We start from the raw sequence: 16,925 nt of genomic DNA on the forward strand, positions 1-16,925 counted from the left end.
GCAACTGCAAACTTGCTAGCAGCCCCATCCAGGTTCTTTATGCATCGCGTTACTTATAGCAAGTTGAAGATCAACACTCTATTAACAGCGTATTTATCGGCAGAGCATTAGGCTATGGGCTTAATACGGACTTCGACAAAATGATACATTGTATCTCTAAGCATATACACGGTATATTTTAATACAAAAACTTAGCGGGGTGGCTAAGAACGGTCGATAGGTTTTTGTAAGCGAGAATTTCCTTGGCAGGTTTGCGATCGCCATTGCAAGCAATGCGTCGAGGGGCATCTAGCAGCTTAATGGAAAAGCCAAAATCGCTGTATAACTCAATGATGCGATCGGTTGCTTGGTTCGAGGCAACAACCGGTCCATTATGACGGTTGAGCCATTCTACTAGGCGAATCTGGTCTTGCCACTTGAAGTCATTTGCGCTGTATTTGGTAAATTCCACATCGTAGGGCGGATCTGCATAAATAAAATCATTGGAATGAGTCAGCGACTCGGTGAAATCCATAGAAACAAACTCAAAGTCTTTTAGAGCATGAGTGTAGGATAGAAAATTTTCGACATAGTGAATAGTTTTGTACCGACCAAAAGGAACATTGAACTGATTGCTGTTATTAAACCGACACAATCCGTTGTAGCCAGTACGATTCATGAAATAAAACAGCTTAGCTGCTTCTAAACTTTCTGCCTGGTTGTTGCGAGTCAGTTCATTGAATCTCTGCCGACAAAGGTAGTAGTAGTCGGAATCGTTTTTTAAGGGAATGTCAATTATTAGCCCTTTTTGTAGCCATTGATAAAAGTTGATCAGGTGCGAGTTTAAATCGTTGAGAAGGGCTGATCTAGGCTGCAAACCTAGTGCAACAGCCATTCCTCCTACAAAGGGTTCTACTAATCTGAAGCTTGAATGCGATCGCCAAACTTCCCTTAAAGTTGGCACTAGCCATCGTTTTCCACCCGCCCATTTCAAAGGAGGACTCAGAGCTTCCTTTCTTGTCAGTAAAGCTTGAGTCACAGGTTTTCCTCGTATTTAAAAAACTCAATCCCCAAGAAGATCTGCAAAGTGTCAGACATTTTTACAATGATTTTGCCTTTCCTGATTGGGTTGGCATTCGCTTCCTTTAAACATTATTAATCTAGCTTACTCACTGATCTCAAAGCAATCCTATGCTATGGAACTAACTGCTTAAAATTTGTTCTTAGTAACCGAGATTTTCAGCAAAATCAGCGACGAAACGCTTGATCTTGTGTTGATGAATTAGTTATTACTCCACATCTAGGTTGGCGATCACTCTATCTAGTTTTGCGTTCCCTTGTAATTACTTGCAGGCTACCCCTTTAAAAGGGCAACTTAAAGCGGGACTTCAGGATGTCTATGTAAATTAGGAGGTAAATAACTACTGTTTTATTAATTGAGCATCAGCTTATCGACATACTCTTTAACCTGACTAAGCCTCGCTCTCTCCACTACCTTGAGCAGCAGAATTAGCGATCGCCCACAGCTACATCCCACCAACTTCGAGGTCAGTAGCCATTGCATCACTAATTGGAGTTGCCTTAGGATGGGTAGTTTTTTAGGGGCGATCGCCGAAATTCCAGTTGTGATTCTTAGCGAAATTTTCTTCAGCAAATTCTGTATACGCTTAGCACCCGGAGAATCAACCTTTAAGGTAGCTTTAAAGCACACCCCAAGGACTGGGGATTCAGGGCGGGAGGTCAGTAGAAGTCTACTCATTCCCTCCCTTACCTCCTCACTCCTTTGCCCCCTCACTCCCTGATGAATTCATGAATTCACCTTACTTTATTGGTGTCGATATAGGCACAACAAGTACTAAAGCAATTGTGTTTTCTGCTTCAGGTGCGAGTAAGGGGATTGGTAATCAAGGCTATCCTTTGCTTACGCCTCATCCATCTTGGGCAGAGCAAGAACCAGAAGCTATTTTCGCGGCTGTCATTACTGCGGTTCGCGATGCGGTTGACCAAGCCCAAATTTCAGCATCAGAAGTGGCTGCGGTTGGCTTTGGTGCTGCAACCCATAGCCTGATTGCAATAGACCCTAAAGGTTACCCCCTGACTCATAGCATCATCTGGGCGGACAACCGTAGTGAGCCCCAAGTGAAGCGCTTAAAGGAAAGTGGTAAAGGACACGAACTCTACCAGCGCACGGGTGCACCTACACATCCCACTTCTTTAGTGACAAAGTTGCTGTGGATGCAGGAACAAGATCCAGAGACATTTAGCAAAGCTGCAAAATTCGTATCCCTTAAAGAGTACGTTCTTCATCAACTCTTTGACGAATATGTAGTGGATTATTCTATTGCCTCTGCAACAGGCTTATTTAACCCTGAAAAGTTGGATTGGGATGAGGCAGCACTGGCGATCGCAGGGCTAAAGCGAACTCAATTAAGTCAACTTGTACCAACTACCCATATACTGCGAGGTCTGAAACCTCGTTATGCAGAAGCAATGGGTTTGGCAATCAATACGCCTGTAGTAGTTGGCGCAAATGATGGAGCGCTAGCAAATCTGGGGGTTGGGGCAATTACACCAGATCAGATGGCAATCACCATTGGTACAAGTGCTGCCGTGCGGACTGTTGCTCACAAACCGCTGATTGATCCAAAAGAACGTACCTTCTGCTACGCACTTACCCAAAACCATTGGGTGATTGGTGGCCCGTCAAACAATGGGGGAATTGTGTTGCGATGGCTGCGAGATCAGTTTTGCCAAGCGGAAGTGGCTCAGGCGAAACAGTTGGGACGCGATCCCTATGAACTTATGATCGAGGCGGCGGCTACCGTCTCTGCTGGGGCAGAAGGGTTGATCTTTTTGCCATTTTTGTCGGGTGAGCGATCGCCTTATTGGAATGCCCAAGCGAGAGGCTCATTTTTTGGATTGGGATTACACCATCAGCGATCGCACTTAATTCGAGCGGTTTTAGAAGGTGTACTCTTCAGTGCGTACAGTATCTACCTAGTGTTGCAGAGCTTGACAGGTTCAGCTCAAGTCGTTCGAGCATCGGGTGGCTTTGCTCGGTCAAAAATTTGGCGACAAATGATGGCTGATTTGTTTCAAGCAGAGGTGCTTGTTCCAGAAGTGTATGAGGGTAGCAGCTTTGGTGCTGCAGTGCTAGCAATGTATGCTGTCGGGGCAATAAAAAATCTTGAGCAAGTTCAACCTCTCATTCGCATTACCTACCGCCACCAGCCGAATACTCAATATGCATCTACGTATCGTGAGTTATTTGAAATTTACGAGCATATTTACCAAAAAACAGTTGAAGAAGCTGCCCGTTTAGCTGCCTATCAGGTGAAGTAAGCACGGATTCTTGAGGATTGTTTAATCTCCGATTATTTGGAACTGTCCTATTTATGATTACTTGGAACTGCTCTATTGCTTTATGAAGATTAGGAAAACTACGGTTCCTCCAGCTTAGTTAGCTTCAAGCAGGTTTTGCGCTAACGGAGGTAAGGGATAAAGCCCCCGTATTTTCAACTAACTAAAGTAGTTTTCCACACAAAAATTGCCACTATTTTTCATTGAATTCTTGTCCAAATCGCGTTTAAGTTTATTCATTCTAGTCATTGACTTTTCTAAACTAAATAACAGGCAGCAGCAAAATTTGTTCCGTTGAATGTACTGCGGTGTTTACTTTTTGGCTGACTGCTAAAGCGCCCTCATTCTGCCCATCATTGTAGTCGTGAGACAGTACGTTATTCGCCCCATAATTCTGTATCTCGGCTGAAATCCGTCAACACAACTTGGATAAATTTGGAGACATTCAGCATGGTTAAGGCTCTCTCACGAGTTTTATTCGGAACTGTTGCGTGCTTGAGTGTAGGGGCGATCGCCAGCCCAGTTCACGCAGCCGTATTCACCCCACAAAACATTACCTTTAATACGTCTAACTACAAAACCTATACGGGTGGATCGAACGGTACTTTCTCGGTCAATAATGTCAGTGCAGCTATAGCAGCTTTACAAGACAGTGACTCTACTTCCAATGTAGAGTTGTGGCATTCTACTGAAAATCCTACTTCTAATGTTGGTTTTAGCAGCACCCTTGGCAACCATAATGTAACTGTGCAGAGCGTCACAGTGGCTGACTGGGCAGTATTCGGCAATCAATGGTTGAATGATTTCATTGCCTCAAATAGCCAAATGAGTAGCCTCTGGTCAACCCTAACCCCTACCCTCCAGTTAGCGGCACGGTCTTCTATCACCACATCGGGTTTACCTAGTTCTGGTGATCCCAACGTAGGTTCACTCACTTTAAACAATGTTACAGGAGAGCTGAAGCTAGATCTAATCGGGCACTTAGACTTGAAACCTAGAATCTTAGCAAGACAGTACAGTACTGGAAACTCAACTTGGGACTCTATCTTATCAGGATTTGCCAGACAGACTCCAGGTTCAATTCAAGCCAGTGAAATTGCCAAGGTAACGATCGGTGATAGCACTTACTATGCCTACGGGTTTAATGCAACTTCAACAGGAGTTTCTACCAACGATGGCAGTGAGTCTTACACAGGTCGTTATACCTGGACAAAGACCTTGGCAGTTGCTCCTCCACCTGCATCCACACCAGAACCGTCCTCTGTTGTAGGATCTGTCGTTATCGCTGGTACTCTTGTAGCTCTGCGAAAGCTGAAAAGCGTGAGCTAGATACTCAGTGAAGTATTAGGGAGCTTTTGCCCTTCCTAATGCCCATCAATTCAGGTTATCGCTGATAAGAATAAGCAACTTGAGCAACTTGAGTGCGAGACATTGTCTTCGCGCTCAAGTTTGCGTATGTTCCCAGGAAACTGTAGCCAACTTTACAAATGCTTTTCATAAGCAAACAACCAATGAAGAGTAAGTAAAATCGCGGGCTTACAAATGGTATGTCGGCTTACAAATTCGTTAGCTTATGCCGTGAGGGAATTATGCAGAGTAACGTCCGCAGTTAGGCATCGTGTTTGTGTAGGTACAGCCAGGAGAAATTAACATGGCTTCGACTCGAATTGAAGCAGAGCAGTTGTCTTTGTTGGGATACAGCATTGAGTCAGGTAGTTTTGCCTCTGGAAGTGGGTTGATTGCGCTAACTGACAGCATCGGAACTGCTAGTGGTATTTTCTCTGGCACTGCCGGCACTTACGATGTGGTGATTGGTTACTACGATGAGAGCGATGGTGTCGGTCAACTAACGGTAAATGTGGCCGGCAACCAAGTTGATAGCTGGAACCTCGATAAAAATCTGGGAGATACTCGTGCTAGCAGCAAGACCTTCGTAAGACGCACTGTTGCCACGGGCATTACCCTCAGCCAAGGTACTTCCTTTTCGATTCAGGGAACGCCTGACGTTGAGCAACGAGAGCGCACTAGAATTGATTATATTGAGTTTGTTCCGGTCATTTCTTCCACTCCTACCCCCGCCCCGGCACCTGCTCCCGCCCCAGCACCAGCACCTTCTCCCACTCCCACTCCCACTCCCACTCCCACTCCCAGCCCAACACCTGCCCCTGCCTCTACCTTGCGAATCGAAGCAGAAAACATGACTCGCTCAGGGTACAGTGTTGAATCGGGGAGCTTTGCTTCTGGTGGTAAATTCATCCGAGTTGATAGCACCACAGGCACCGCTACGACTTCATTCTCGGGTATTTCAGGCACCTATAACGTAATCATTGGATATTACGACGAAAATGATGGCGTCTCGCAGCTTTCGGTTTCCATTGGCGGAAGCCAGGTGGATAGTTGGAGTCTCAATCAGGAACTAGGCAATAGCCGTGCCAGCAGCCAGACTTTTGTTCGTCGTACCGTTGCTAATGGAATCACGTTAAACCAGGGGACCTCCGTTCAGATTCAAGGCAACCTAGCTGGTGGGGAAGCTTCACGAGTAGACTACATTGAGTTTGTCCCAGTAGCTTCTCCAAGCCCGACCCCGACTCCCAGCCCAACAGCAGGGGATTATAGTCAAGCTGGCAATGGTGTAATCGCTGATCTGTCTAAAGAACTTGGATTGGCTCCCATTTTTGGTACAGCAACCAATCCTAAAATCATGCCGTTGGGCGACTCCATTACATCTGGACAGCACACGGTTGGTGCGGTACCTGGAGCTTATCGAATTGAGCTTTGGGAAGATTTCACCAATGATGGCTTAAGCATTGATTTTGTTGGCTCACAGTCGAATGGACCTAGCAGTTTGGGAGACAAAAACCACGAGGGTCGCCCAGGCTGGACAATCAATCAGCTTACAGGATTGGTAGATAACGGCTTGCTCAACACCTATCAGCCGGATGTGTTGCTGTTGATGGCTGGAACCAATGACGCTAGCACAGACATAGCGAGTGTGATGTTGTCTGACATTAGTACGCTGATCGATAAGATTTCGAGCCAATCGCCCAATACTCAAATCGTTGTTTCTTCGATCGCCCCTATCAATAGCTCAATTAAAGGCACCACTCGTGCCCAGCGAGCCAAGGACTTCAACGCACAGCTACCAGGCTTGATCTCAAACAAAGCAGCCGCAGGTAAGAAAGTCAGCTTTGTTAATGCAGGCGGCAGTTTGAGCTTGAGTGATATAAATTCCGATGGTTTGCACCCTACTGCCAGTGGCTATAACAAACTAGGCGATGCCTGGTATCAGGGATTGGTCAAGCGCAGTTCTCTCGCTGGGGTACAAGATCTGACTGGCTCTTCCTATAACGACGTTTTGATTGGCAATACTAGTGCGAACAAGATTACGGGTGGAGCAGGGGATGACTTGTTGACGGGTGGAGCGGGAGATGACTTGTTGATGGGTGGGAGTGGTGCAGATACGTTTGGCTACAAGTCTCACAATCACGGTGGCGATACGATCGCAGACTTTAGTAGTGATGACCTTTTCCAGATTTCTGCCTCTGGGTTTGGACGCGGCTTAGCAAGTGGTGTTGATTTGAGCGCTGGAACAGCTTCATCCACAGGAGTTTTTGTTCAGGGCAGCAGCGCTATTGGTAGTAGTGCTAACTTCCTCTACCACAGCGAAGCGCTTTATTTTGACGTTGACGGCATCGGTTCGCAGGCAGCTATCAAAATTGCTGCTTTGACGGGTTCACCTACACTCACTGCTAACCAGTTTTCTATTGTTGCCTAAGAATGGGTAAAACCTGATTAGATGAAGATTGACATTTAAGTTAGAGCAAGAATGGATGGGGGCTAAGCTTCCATCCATTTCTCAACAAGAGGCTTATCCGTGACCCACTGGATAATAAAGCTGTTTCAGCAGATCGAGGAAGGCGTAGGCAGCGGGAGTTAACAAAGCATCCACTAGAACAGATACACAAATAATTCGATGGGTTGGAACAGGTAACTCATAAACTTGCACTCCTGCTGGTACAGGTTCAGTCGCTAACTTTGGACTGAGGGCAATCCCTAATCCTTTCGCCACCATATTCATAATGGTGGCATCTGATCGGATTTGATAGGTCGGGCGTAAATTTACTCCATGCTTCTCACAATGGGCATACATCATTGCATCACAGCTATCTCCATCAGGAGCCATGATTAAGGGGTAAGCGGTTAATTCTTCCCAGGTGAGGTGAGTTCCTTTTAGCTTAAAGCTGGGAGGAAACAGGGCAACAATTTCATCTCTCATGAGTTCCCATGCTTTAAACTCATGACTCTGAGGAAAGTAAGTGATGCCAATATCTGCTCGTCCTTTGCGTAAGTCTTCTTCAACATCAGGACGGTCATCATAGTCGGCAATGCTGATGGCGATCGCCGGATACAACCGACAAAACTCAGCAATCACATTGGGCAAAATGTGGGTTGCAGCACTGCGAAAGGAAGAAATTCGTACATGCCCACCGCTCAGCCCTCGCGCTAAATTTGCCTGCTTAAAGATGTCATCTAACAAATATTTAACCTGGCGGGCACGGTCTACGATTTGTTCGCCGACAGGAGTGAGTTGTGCTCCATAGCGACCGCGAGATAGCAGGACTACACCCAAATCTTCTTCTAAACTGGCGATCGCATAGCTGACTGCCGACTGCGATATCTGTAGCTGTAAGGCAGCTTCACTAAAGCTGCCACAGTCAGCGATCGCAATCAAAACTTGTAGTTGAAACAGCTTGAGCTGATTTTGACGGTCATGTCCCATAGAACTAACCTACCCATTGGCTAAATTGTCGCAAAGATAGGCGTTTGGGAAAATCTTTATCCATCGAATTCACTGATAGATGAGATTCGATTTGTGGTTTGCTGCGGTTAGCGGAAGGAAATAGAGTAAGGCATCCAGATAAAAACAGACTGGAACTCTTTATCAGTCCGACATCATGACAGCAGCTAAAACGCTTCACAACAAGGGCATTCTTCTACTTTTGATGACTACATTAATTTGGGGAACGTCCTTTCCGTTGCTCAAACAGATGATGGGTAGCATCTCTCCCTCAGCAATCCTCGCTGTTCGGTTTGGGGTAGCGGCGATCGCTTTTCTCCCCTGGCTGCGTCGGCTGAATATGAGTTTAATTCGAGACGGGGTGTTGTTAGGGTTCGTCTATTTTGCTGAATGTACCTTTGCCTTGATTGGACTAGAAACTATTTCTGCCAATCGTTCTGCCTTTGTTGTGAGTTTAAATGTAATTTTTGTGCCAATCCTTGCTTCTCTGCTGGGACAACGCTTGCCCAGTCGGATTTTGGTGGCGGCTGGAGTGGCGATCGCAGGCATCGGCATTTTGTCTTGGGAGGGTGGCGGCTTAAACCGAGGCGATTTTCTCACTTTTGGTTGTGCTATTGGAATTGCCATTTACATTCTGCTGCTTGAGTGGATTACACCACGTCACCCAACCCAACCTCTAGTTGCTGTTCAACTTTTGGTCATGGCGCTGTTGAGTGGTGCATGGGCACTGCCACAGTTGACTACACAGATAGGCGAAATTGCGAATCACTTCTATGTATTGCTCTACCTTGGTTTGGTAGTGACGGCTACTCCAATTTGGACTCAGACATTAGCTCAGCGTTGGATTTCAGCCCATGAAGCGGCTTTACTTTACACCTTTGAGCCTGTGTTTGCTGCCATTTTTTCCTTTTGGTTATTGGGAGAAGCATTAGGGGTTAGAGGATTTTTGGGTGCAGGCTTTATTCTATTTGCAACCTTCCTTAGTCAAAGCCAGCACAAGTTGCGTTAAGTTGAAAACGTGCTGATTCCGCAACGTGTCATGAAACTACCGGCTGGTCCGCAAACACCTCAATCCATCCGATTGATTCGCTCCATTTTCTATCCTTCAGAAACCCTAGAAGCTTACGCTCAAAGGTACGGCGACATGTTTTGCCTGCGTGCGCCTAGTGATGTGCCAATGGTGGTGTGCAGCAATCCTCAGTACATTCAAAAGATATTCTCCAATCCGGGACTATTTGACTCTGGCAGTGGCAACCTGCTGCTGAAGTTTTTGTTGGGAGATCAGTCCCTTATTTTGCTAGATGGCGATCGCCACCAGCGGCAGCGACAACTGCTCACCCCTCCCTTTCATGGAGAAAGAATGCGGGCTTATGGGGAATTGATCTGGGAAATTACAGAACAAGTCATTGACCAATGGAAACCTAGTCAGCCTTTTACCGTTCGGATGTCGATGCAGTCCATCACGCTACAGGTGATTCTGCGAGCGGTATTTGGACTGGTAGAAGGAGAGCGATTTGAACAGCTCAAACAGCTTTTGACTGAGTTGCTGGAATCTATCAGTTCACCCGTGAGCGCCAGTCTGCTGTTTTTCCCAGTGTTACGAAAAGACTGGGGTGCGCGGAGTCCCTGGGGCAAATTTCTCCGGCTCAAACAGCAGGTAGCAGAATTGCTCTACGCCGAAATTCGAGAGCGGCGCAGCCAGCCTGACGCATCGCGCACAGACATTCTCTCCCTGCTGCTGGCAGCACGAGATCAAGAAGGTCAACCAATGAGTGACGAAGAGTTACACGATGAGTTGATCACGCTGTTGGTTGCAGGACATGAGACAACCGCATCAGCACTCAGTTGGGCACTGTACTGGGTGTTTACTCGACCGGATGTTCTGGATAACCTGCTGCAAGAGCTAGACGCTTTGGGAAATGAGCGTAACCCAATGGTGATTGCCCAACTCCCCTACCTAAATGCAATTTGCCAGGAAACCCTGCGGCTCTACCCGATCGCCATGTTTGCCTTCCCGCGCATCGTCAAAGCTCCACTAACTTGGGAAGAATACGAATTTGAGCCAGGAGTTTGGCTAGTTCCCTGCATTTACCTATTGCATCAGCGCCCTGACGTTTATCCAGAACCCAAGCAGTTCAAGCCGGAGCGGTTTCTAGAGCGACAATTTTCCCCCTTTGAATACTTGCCCTTCGGCGGCAGCAACCGTCGCTGTATTGGCATGGCGTTTGCACAGTTTGAGATGAAACTGGTGTTAGCGGCGATCGCCTCTCGCTTTCATTTGACTCCATTGCGCCAGCACCGAGTCCGCCCTGTCCGCCGGGGATTAACCCTCGCGCCACCCGCCAACTTGCAGATGGTTGTTACACCTTAAGATAAGTTGGGCACAAAGGAGTTCGCCATTTCCTCTAATCCCCTGTTCTGTTACAGTCGGCTCAGCAGATGAAAAAGCTTTTGATCACTGGCGCAAGTGGCTTCTTAGGATGGCATCTCTGCCAGCTTGCTCAGACTAATTGGCAGGTCTATGGCACTTATCATCGGCGTTCTGTTGAGATTCCAGGTGTCACTTTGCTACCCGTTGATCTAACTGACTTTCAGGCACTTCAACGGCTTTTTCAACAGCTTCAACCTGACGCAGTGATTCATACTGCGGCTGCGTCTAGCCCTAATTTTTGTCAAACTCATCCTGAAATTTCTCATGCAATTAACGTGAGTGCTTCTTGTAATCTGGCTGGACTCAGCGCTGATGCAGAAATTCCTTGTGTGTTTACCTCTAGCGATATGGTATTTGACGGGCGAAACGCACCCTACCGAGAGTCTGATCCGGTATGTCCCGTAAATCATTATGGTGAGCAAAAAGTGGCAGCCGAAGTGGGAATGTTAGCGCGCTATCCCAAGGCTGCGGTTTGTCGGATGCCGCTGATGTTTGGCGCGGCTCCCTTTGCTCAAAGCTTTATCCAACCGTTTATTGAGAAGCTCAGATCAGGAGAGGAGTTAAATCTATTTATTGATGAATTTCGTACCCCGATCAGCGGTACAGCCGCCGCACATGGACTTCTGCTGGCGCTAGAAAAGGTTCACGGGTACATTCACCTAGGCGGCAAAGAACGGATGTCGCGCTACGAATTCGGCTGTTTGATGGTAAAGGTTTTGGAGCTTTCGATGGCAAAAGTTAGCGCTTGCCGTCAAGCAGATGTGAAAATGGCTGCACCCAGACCCGCCGACCTTTCTATGGATAGCTCACTGGCATTCAAGTTAGGATTTAACCCGGCATCAGTTGAAGCTGAGTTACAGGCTTTAAAAGAACGACTGTGAGGGGGAAAGGGGGCGATCGCACTGCCCTATAAATAGGTTAAACAACAGCCAATGATTTTCTGGGCTTTCATCGTCGCGCCCATACAATTCCTTGAATGAGCTTTCCGCAAAATATTGCATTAAAACTTCTCATGCAAATGATGAAAGCCGCTTTTTGTAGCTTTTGTAACAGTTTTGTAAATTAGGAGTATTGAAAGCGATGTAAGGAGGGAACGGAATGAAACCGTCCATGAAACCATCTATGACCTGGCAAGAATACCAGAACGTAGAACTAGTCTCTCATCAGTCACCCAACGGGAAACGACCCAAGTTTGGGGCAAAACTTAGTAGCCTTTGGCGAACCATGCTGGCGCACCTCAAAGTATCCTCTGAGCCACAAGTTTGGCAGACTCGCAACACAGCAGGGGAAATTGTCTGGAATGCCTACAATCCTGCAACGGGGCAATCCCTTGATCAAGTCTCTGAACAAGAAGTGCGAGCTTGGCTGGAGGAACGTCACTACCAATACAGCCTCACTGCTCGTAAAAATCTTCAGCAGCTTAAGATGCAGCAGCTTTGCCAAATGCCGTAGCACTGCGTGCCCTGATTAAAGTCGTTGTTATGCGAAAGCCCTTGCTATGCGAGGGCTTTCGCATAACATGACGAGAAGACTACAGCTATTCCACGGCTCCAAGTGCTTTTAGGGTTGCTTTTTGGGCTTCTGTTAGCCCCACTGTATCTGTAATGATCATTCCTTCATAGGGTCGGGCGGCTCTCAAGGTTTGCAAACATTCGGCTGTTTCAACATTCCAAAGTTTGATTCGCTCGTCAAAGCTGCCACTGAGCAGGATGAATTCTGTAGATTCGTTACTCTCATTCTCCAGACTTGTTTTAGAAAGAGATTGACTGGAGGCAAACCCCAGTGCAGAAACTAGGTTAGTGTGCCCACGCAGGGTTTGAGTGCAGGTTTTAGTAGGAAGATCCCAAAGTTTAATAGTTTGATCAAAGCTACCGCTAGCTAGTTTGTCCGCACCACTAAACACAACAGAAATAACGGGTGCTGTGTGTTCCTGAAGCGTGGAAATACAGTTCCAGGTGGAAGTGTCCCAAATTTTGACGGTGAGGTCGTAGCTACAGCTCGCGAACTGCTGTCCGTCGGGGCTAAAATCTCCTGCCCAAACTGTGTTGGTATGTTCTTGCAGAATGTGAACGCATTGCCCCGTTTCAATATCCCACACCCGAATGGTGCGATTGAACCCAGAACTCACCAACCAGCGCAAATCGGGGCTGATGTTTACAGATGTGACAGGGGCAACGTGTCCCTGCATGAGGCTGATGCATTTGCCAGTTTGCACTTCCCAGAGCCGCACGGTTTGGTCGTAGCTGCCGCTAGCTAGCAGTTGTCCGTCAGGGCTAAAGGCGATCGCCCACACCCAGCTTGTATGTCCTTTCAAGGTTTGTAAGCACTGTCCAGTTTGCCAGTTCCAAAGTTTGATTGTGCGATCGGCACTACCGCTGGCTAAAACGACTTTCTTGTTCTGCTCTGCATCAGGATAAATGCTGATCGGGATAGGGGAAAAGGCGACTGACCAGACTCGGTTGGTGTGTCCTTGCAAAACTTTATGAATCTGACCCGTCTTTAGATTCCATAGCTTGACGGTCTGATCTTCGTGACCAGCCGCCACAATAGACTGCGTTGCATTTAGGCTTAAAGATAGGATGGCGTTGGTGTGTCCTTTCCAGGTTTTGGTGCACTGTCCCGTTTCAACATCCCACAGTTTCGCGGCATGATCGTCACCGCCACTGGCAAGCAACCGTCCATCTGGGCTAAAGGCAATCGACCAAACGCGATTGCTGTGTCCCTGCAGCGTTCTGATGCACTGTCCCGTTTTCAGATTCCACAGTTTGATCGTCTGGTCGTAGCTGCTGCTGGCTAGCTTCTGTCCATCCGGGCTAAAGGAAACGGAAGTGACTGTACTGGAGTGAGCTTGCAGTGTATTGAGACAGTTACCTGTCTCTGTATCCCAGAGCTTTACCGTTTGGTCAAAGCTGCCGCTAGCTAGCGATCGCCCATCGGGGCTAAAGACGACGGATTTAATCCAGTTGGTATGTCCTAAAAGGGTTTGCTGACATTCTCCCGTGTTGGCATTCCACAGTTTGATGGTTTTATCTTCAGAACCGCTGACTAGGGTTTTGCCGTCAGGGCTGAAGGCGATTGACCAAACTCGGCTTTCATGGTCGGTAAGGATGTGAGCGCACTCATCCACAATTCCTAGCAGGCTTTTGTCGGTGTCAACCTGAAGGCGATTAACGGGAGCATTCACATCCCAAATGCGGATGGTCGCATCCTGGCTGGAGGTCGCAATTCGCTGTCCGTCGGGGCTAAAGGCGATCGCGTTCACCGAATACGTATGTCCCCGAAATGTCTTCAGGCATTCCCCGGTTTTAACCTCCCAGAGCTTTACCAGATAATCATCGCTGGCACTCGCTAAGAATTCACCATTGGGGCTGAAAGCGAGGGCCCACGTCCAGTGAGCGTGACCGCTACAAATGAGTAACTGCTTGCCCGTAGCAATCTGCCAGATATGAATTTCGCCGCTGGTGTCACTGGTGGCAAGCTGCTGTCCATCTGGGCTAAAGGCAACGGAAATCACGCCTCCAAAGGTTTCCGCAAACACAGATTTAGAGAGATCTGAGCCAGCAAAGTTGACCTGACTCAAGTTTGTTGCAGGTAGATACGCCTGCCAAATGCTGAGGTGAGAAAAATCTGCTCCCGTCAAGCTCACCTGAAGCTGGCTCATTAGGTTGAGTACATTACCACCAAGATATCCAGCCGATGCCCCAGACTGCCGCAGCGCTAATACCATCTGATTTAGCTGGTCTACCACGTCTTGCTTGCTGTCATAGTGAGAGATCAGACGGTCGATCAGCGGCTGCAAAATCATTCGGGTCTGGCTATGACGGACATAATCTTTAGACTGCGCTTTGATCAGGGCATAACGATTGAGCAAAGCGATTTCAGTTCTGGCGATCGCCCAACTCATCTGCTCGATCAGTTCATCGGTCATGTATTCCATCACCACGGGCTGCTGAGTAAAGCTAGCCAATCCTCGTCCCATCAAGATAGGTGAGCTTTCAATCAGCGATCGCTGCTGCAACAACTCCAGCACTGCCGCCAACTTTGCCTGCGGAATTTGAGGCACGATGTCGGACTGAAGTTCTGCCAGGGTGACAGGTTCCCGGTTTATAGCTAACCAGTACATGACCTGAAGCTCCAGAGCAGACAGCCTGTTGATTTGGTGAGACAGCAGATCGCGAATCCCGTCAAAGATGATGTTGCCTTGAGTCAGAAATTCAGCAATGTTGCCAGATAGCGAATCTTTGATTGAGGTAGCAGCAATTTTCAGCGCAAGGGGATTGCCGCGATAACACTCCACCAATCGGCTGGTTTCATTCTGCGACCCGATTAGCCCTTTTGCTTGAAGGATTTTTTGTCCTGCTGCCTCGTCTAGCCCACCTAACTGGAGCACTCGCACAGGCAAAATGTCCCCTTCCAGGTAGGCAATTTCGGGTGGCTTTTCGCGACTGGTGATGACCAAACAGCTCTGGTGGGCAACTTCACCCACTCGCTGTAAAAATTCTCCGTAGTCCTCATAGTTGACTCGATAGCGGCTTGAACGCTGACGCAAATCGCTATCAGTTTCCCCGCGCAAAACCGTGTCAAAATTGTCTAGCACGATGAGACAACGGTGCTGCTGAAGATAGGGAAGCAGTTGTGAAAGCTGTCCCTCAACGGTATCCGCCAAGTTGATTTCCTGATGGTCAGAAAAGAACTGAATCAGCATTTGCAGCAGTTCGCGCAGGGGAGGTGCATTGCGGAGCGATCGCCAAATCACATACTCAAATGCATCCCTTTCACTCGTTACTAGCTGTTGCGCCAGTTTCACCGACAGAGCAGTCTTACCTACACCACCTAAACCCAAGATGGCAACGAGGCTAGAGCGCTGCTGCCCCTCTACCGCCTTATCCCCGACAATCCAGTTTTCTAGCCGCTGCAGTTCTGCTTCTCGACCATAAAACACCGCAATGTTGAGCGCTTCTCCCCAATCGGTCTTGGGTGAAACAGGCAGATTCGGTTCTAACGCAACCAGGTTAGGAAATTGACTGCTTCCTTTTACTTCAGGGACTTCCTCCTGCCACTGCGATCGCTTTAAGACACTTTGAAAGTTATGTTTGGTTACCTTCTGCCCCAGCGCATCGGACAGCAACTGCCATAGTCGAGAGCCTGTGTCCTTGATGTAGCCAAAATCGTATCCCGATAATCTGGCTATTTCCATATACGACTGTCCTACCCAGGACTGCCGAAACACCAGTTCTTGAACTTTTGTTAAGCGCCCTTGCTCTAAAAGCCGCTCAACCCGATCTAACGCTTCGTCAACTGTCATCAACTTCAAGGCTTGGGGGCAACGTTGAACTTAATTAAAAGAATAAGAAGTGGGGAGTAAAAAAGAATTTAACTTAACAGATTGTCAGAGAAGCAGTTTGAAAGCAAGGTCTGCTCGAATTCAAGCTGTTACAAAGATTACAGAATGCATGTTAAGGCTATCTGGGTAGAAGAAAAATAATTACAGTACAAAAACCAGAAACTCCTCTTAATTCTGAAGTGGGACAACGTTTTCCGCACCACCCAAAATCAGGGTTTTTACCAACATTTGCAGATTTTGTTCTGTATCAATGAAATCTAGATCAACAGGCGCTTAGGTATGTTACCGCACTTTTACCTAGATTCTGCCTGACATTATCAGACCTTTACCTGACCTTTTGCCGACCGACAACCGTAACCTTAGCCAGCTAATTTGGGAACGATAGATGTGAGGACTGTAGTATATCCAACTCCTTCCCCAACTCTGCATCTATCCAAGGATGTGTTTGATTCAAGCCTTACTAAGAACCTGTGGACATCACCACAACGGTTACAGCTAATAACGATTCTCTTATCACATACCCATGGACCATAAAAACGCTGGTAAAAGTTCCCATAAATCTCAACGCGATCGCTTATCCGATAAACCGAATGCACTGGTTGTAATCGATCCAACTGCTCAAGATCAGCAAGCTTTAGCTTCAAAAACGCTGCCACAGGCAGAAATTCTCCTGCTCGACCCTCAGCGAGACGGAGTACAGCAAATTACTGAAGCTTTACAGCAGCACCAGGATTTAACCCAGGTTCATATCTTCTCACATGGCTCCTGTGAAAACCTCAGCCTGGGCAGTGCCCGCTTGTGTTTAGACACCCTGGAATATTACGCCTGGGATTTGCAAGCCTGGTTTCCTGCCCATGCCTTTGCCGCACCCTCAGTCCAGCTACACGGCTTTGGTGCCGCTAGAGGAAACGCAGTTGAATTTCTGGAACGCCTACACCAACTGACTGGTGCCAGCATCGACACTTCAGATTTAGCGAGTTGCGTGTAGGAAATCATAACGTTTCTCTAAAAAG

13 protein-coding genes are annotated in these 16,925 nt (G+C 47.6%); 8 read left to right on the forward strand and 5 right to left on the reverse strand.

Annotation, left to right across the window (positions count from 1 at the left end; translation table 11 throughout):
• Positions 1-178: 178 nt before the first annotated feature.
• Positions 179-1,018 carry a Dam family site-specific DNA-(adenine-N6)-methyltransferase gene (locus H6G00_RS13525; RefSeq protein WP_347278179.1) on the reverse strand — a complete coding sequence of 280 codons (840 nt, stop codon included), beginning with the start codon at positions 1,016-1,018 and terminating at the stop codon, positions 179-181.
• A 393-nt stretch (positions 1,019-1,411) separates the two neighbouring features.
• The gene (locus H6G00_RS13530; protein ID WP_190797130.1) at positions 1,412-1,738 is read right to left on the reverse strand and encodes a hypothetical protein; all 327 of its coding nucleotides are present in this window, start codon (positions 1,736-1,738) and stop codon (positions 1,412-1,414) included.
• A 50-nt stretch (positions 1,739-1,788) separates the two neighbouring features.
• Between H6G00_RS13530 and H6G00_RS13535 the strand changes: the two genes are divergently transcribed.
• The 3 genes from H6G00_RS13535 to H6G00_RS13545 all read left to right on the forward strand — a co-directional run bounded on the left by H6G00_RS13535 (position 1,789) and on the right by H6G00_RS13545 (position 7,114).
• A complete protein-coding gene (locus H6G00_RS13535) occupies positions 1,789-3,321 on the forward strand; it encodes an FGGY family carbohydrate kinase (protein ID WP_190797131.1) in 1,533 nt (510 codons plus the stop codon).
• Positions 3,322-3,789: 468 nt separating this feature from the next.
• On the forward strand, positions 3,790-4,668 hold the full coding sequence (locus H6G00_RS13540; RefSeq protein ID WP_190797132.1) for an NF038130 family PEP-CTERM protein: 879 nt from the start codon (positions 3,790-3,792) through the stop codon (positions 4,666-4,668).
• Between the two features lie 322 nt (positions 4,669-4,990).
• Positions 4,991-7,114: a GDSL-type esterase/lipase family protein gene (locus tag H6G00_RS13545; RefSeq protein ID WP_190797133.1), complete on the forward strand. Its 2,124-nt coding sequence runs from the start codon at positions 4,991-4,993 to the stop codon at positions 7,112-7,114.
• Between the two features lie 93 nt (positions 7,115-7,207).
• Here the strand turns inward: H6G00_RS13545 and H6G00_RS13550 are convergent, their stop codons facing one another.
• Entirely contained in the window at positions 7,208-8,119 is a 912-nt protein-coding gene (locus H6G00_RS13550) for a LysR family transcriptional regulator (RefSeq protein WP_190679762.1), read from the reverse strand.
• A gap of 175 nt (positions 8,120-8,294) precedes the next feature.
• Here H6G00_RS13550 and H6G00_RS13555 point away from each other — a divergent pair, with 175 nt between their 5' ends.
• The 3 genes from H6G00_RS13555 (at position 8,295) to H6G00_RS13565 (ending at position 11,449) form a co-directional block, all read left to right on the forward strand.
• The gene (locus H6G00_RS13555; protein WP_190797134.1) at positions 8,295-9,146 is read left to right on the forward strand and encodes a DMT family transporter; all 852 of its coding nucleotides are present in this window, start codon (positions 8,295-8,297) and stop codon (positions 9,144-9,146) included.
• Between the two features lie 30 nt (positions 9,147-9,176).
• Positions 9,177-10,508, forward strand: a complete 1,332-nt coding sequence (locus tag H6G00_RS13560; RefSeq protein WP_190797135.1) for a cytochrome P450 — start codon at positions 9,177-9,179, stop codon at positions 10,506-10,508.
• A gap of 68 nt (positions 10,509-10,576) precedes the next feature.
• Positions 10,577-11,449: an NAD(P)-dependent oxidoreductase gene (locus tag H6G00_RS13565; protein ID WP_190797136.1), complete on the forward strand. Its 873-nt coding sequence runs from the start codon at positions 10,577-10,579 to the stop codon at positions 11,447-11,449.
• Here H6G00_RS13565 and H6G00_RS13570 read toward each other — a convergent pair.
• Positions 11,432-11,569 (reverse strand): hypothetical protein, encoded by a 138-nt coding sequence (locus H6G00_RS13570; RefSeq protein WP_190797137.1) that lies wholly within the window; start codon positions 11,567-11,569, stop codon positions 11,432-11,434. The two genes, H6G00_RS13565 and H6G00_RS13570, sit on opposite strands and share 18 nt — an antisense overlap.
• Positions 11,570-11,690: 121 nt before the next feature.
• Here H6G00_RS13570 and H6G00_RS13575 point away from each other — a divergent pair, with 121 nt between their 5' ends.
• Complete coding sequence (locus H6G00_RS13575) at positions 11,691-12,020, forward strand: hypothetical protein (protein WP_190797138.1); 330 nt, start codon at positions 11,691-11,693, stop codon at positions 12,018-12,020.
• Positions 12,021-12,105: 85 nt separating this feature from the next.
• On the opposite strand, the gene H6G00_RS13580 is transcribed toward H6G00_RS13575, so the two are convergent.
• Positions 12,106-15,873, reverse strand: coding sequence for an NB-ARC domain-containing protein (locus tag H6G00_RS13580; protein WP_190797139.1), 3,768 nt, complete (start codon positions 15,871-15,873; stop codon positions 12,106-12,108).
• A gap of 562 nt (positions 15,874-16,435) precedes the next feature.
• Here H6G00_RS13580 and H6G00_RS13585 point away from each other — a divergent pair.
• On the forward strand, positions 16,436-16,900 hold the full coding sequence (locus H6G00_RS13585) for a DUF4347 domain-containing protein (protein WP_190641978.1): 465 nt from the start codon (positions 16,436-16,438) through the stop codon (positions 16,898-16,900).
• Positions 16,901-16,925 lie beyond the last annotated feature (25 nt).

It is taken from the genome of Leptolyngbya sp. FACHB-541, from assembly GCF_014695875.1.
Taxonomy (GTDB): Bacteria; Cyanobacteriota; Cyanobacteriia; order Elainellales; family Elainellaceae; genus JAAUTN01.

Coding starts and splice junctions, on each gene's coding strand:
- H6G00_RS13530 (WP_190797130.1), bottom strand. CDS start 1,738: ATGAGTAGACTTCTACTGACCTCCCGCCCTGAATCCCCAGTCCTTGGG.
- H6G00_RS13535 (WP_190797131.1), top strand. CDS start 1,789: ATGAATTCACCTTACTTTATTGGTGTCGATATAGGCACAACAAGTACT.
- H6G00_RS13540 (WP_190797132.1), top strand. CDS start 3,790: ATGGTTAAGGCTCTCTCACGAGTTTTATTCGGAACTGTTGCGTGCTTG.
- H6G00_RS13545 (WP_190797133.1), top strand. CDS start 4,991: ATGGCTTCGACTCGAATTGAAGCAGAGCAGTTGTCTTTGTTGGGATAC.
- H6G00_RS13550 (WP_190679762.1), bottom strand. CDS start 8,119: ATGGGACATGACCGTCAAAATCAGCTCAAGCTGTTTCAACTACAAGTT.
- H6G00_RS13555 (WP_190797134.1), top strand. CDS start 8,295: ATGACAGCAGCTAAAACGCTTCACAACAAGGGCATTCTTCTACTTTTG.
- H6G00_RS13560 (WP_190797135.1), top strand. CDS start 9,177: ATGAAACTACCGGCTGGTCCGCAAACACCTCAATCCATCCGATTGATT.
- H6G00_RS13565 (WP_190797136.1), top strand. CDS start 10,577: ATGAAAAAGCTTTTGATCACTGGCGCAAGTGGCTTCTTAGGATGGCAT.
- H6G00_RS13570 (WP_190797137.1), bottom strand. CDS start 11,569: ATGCAATATTTTGCGGAAAGCTCATTCAAGGAATTGTATGGGCGCGAC.
- H6G00_RS13575 (WP_190797138.1), top strand. CDS start 11,691: ATGACCTGGCAAGAATACCAGAACGTAGAACTAGTCTCTCATCAGTCA.
- H6G00_RS13580 (WP_190797139.1), bottom strand. CDS start 15,873: ATGACAGTTGACGAAGCGTTAGATCGGGTTGAGCGGCTTTTAGAGCAA.
- H6G00_RS13585 (WP_190641978.1), top strand. CDS start 16,436: ATGGACCATAAAAACGCTGGTAAAAGTTCCCATAAATCTCAACGCGAT.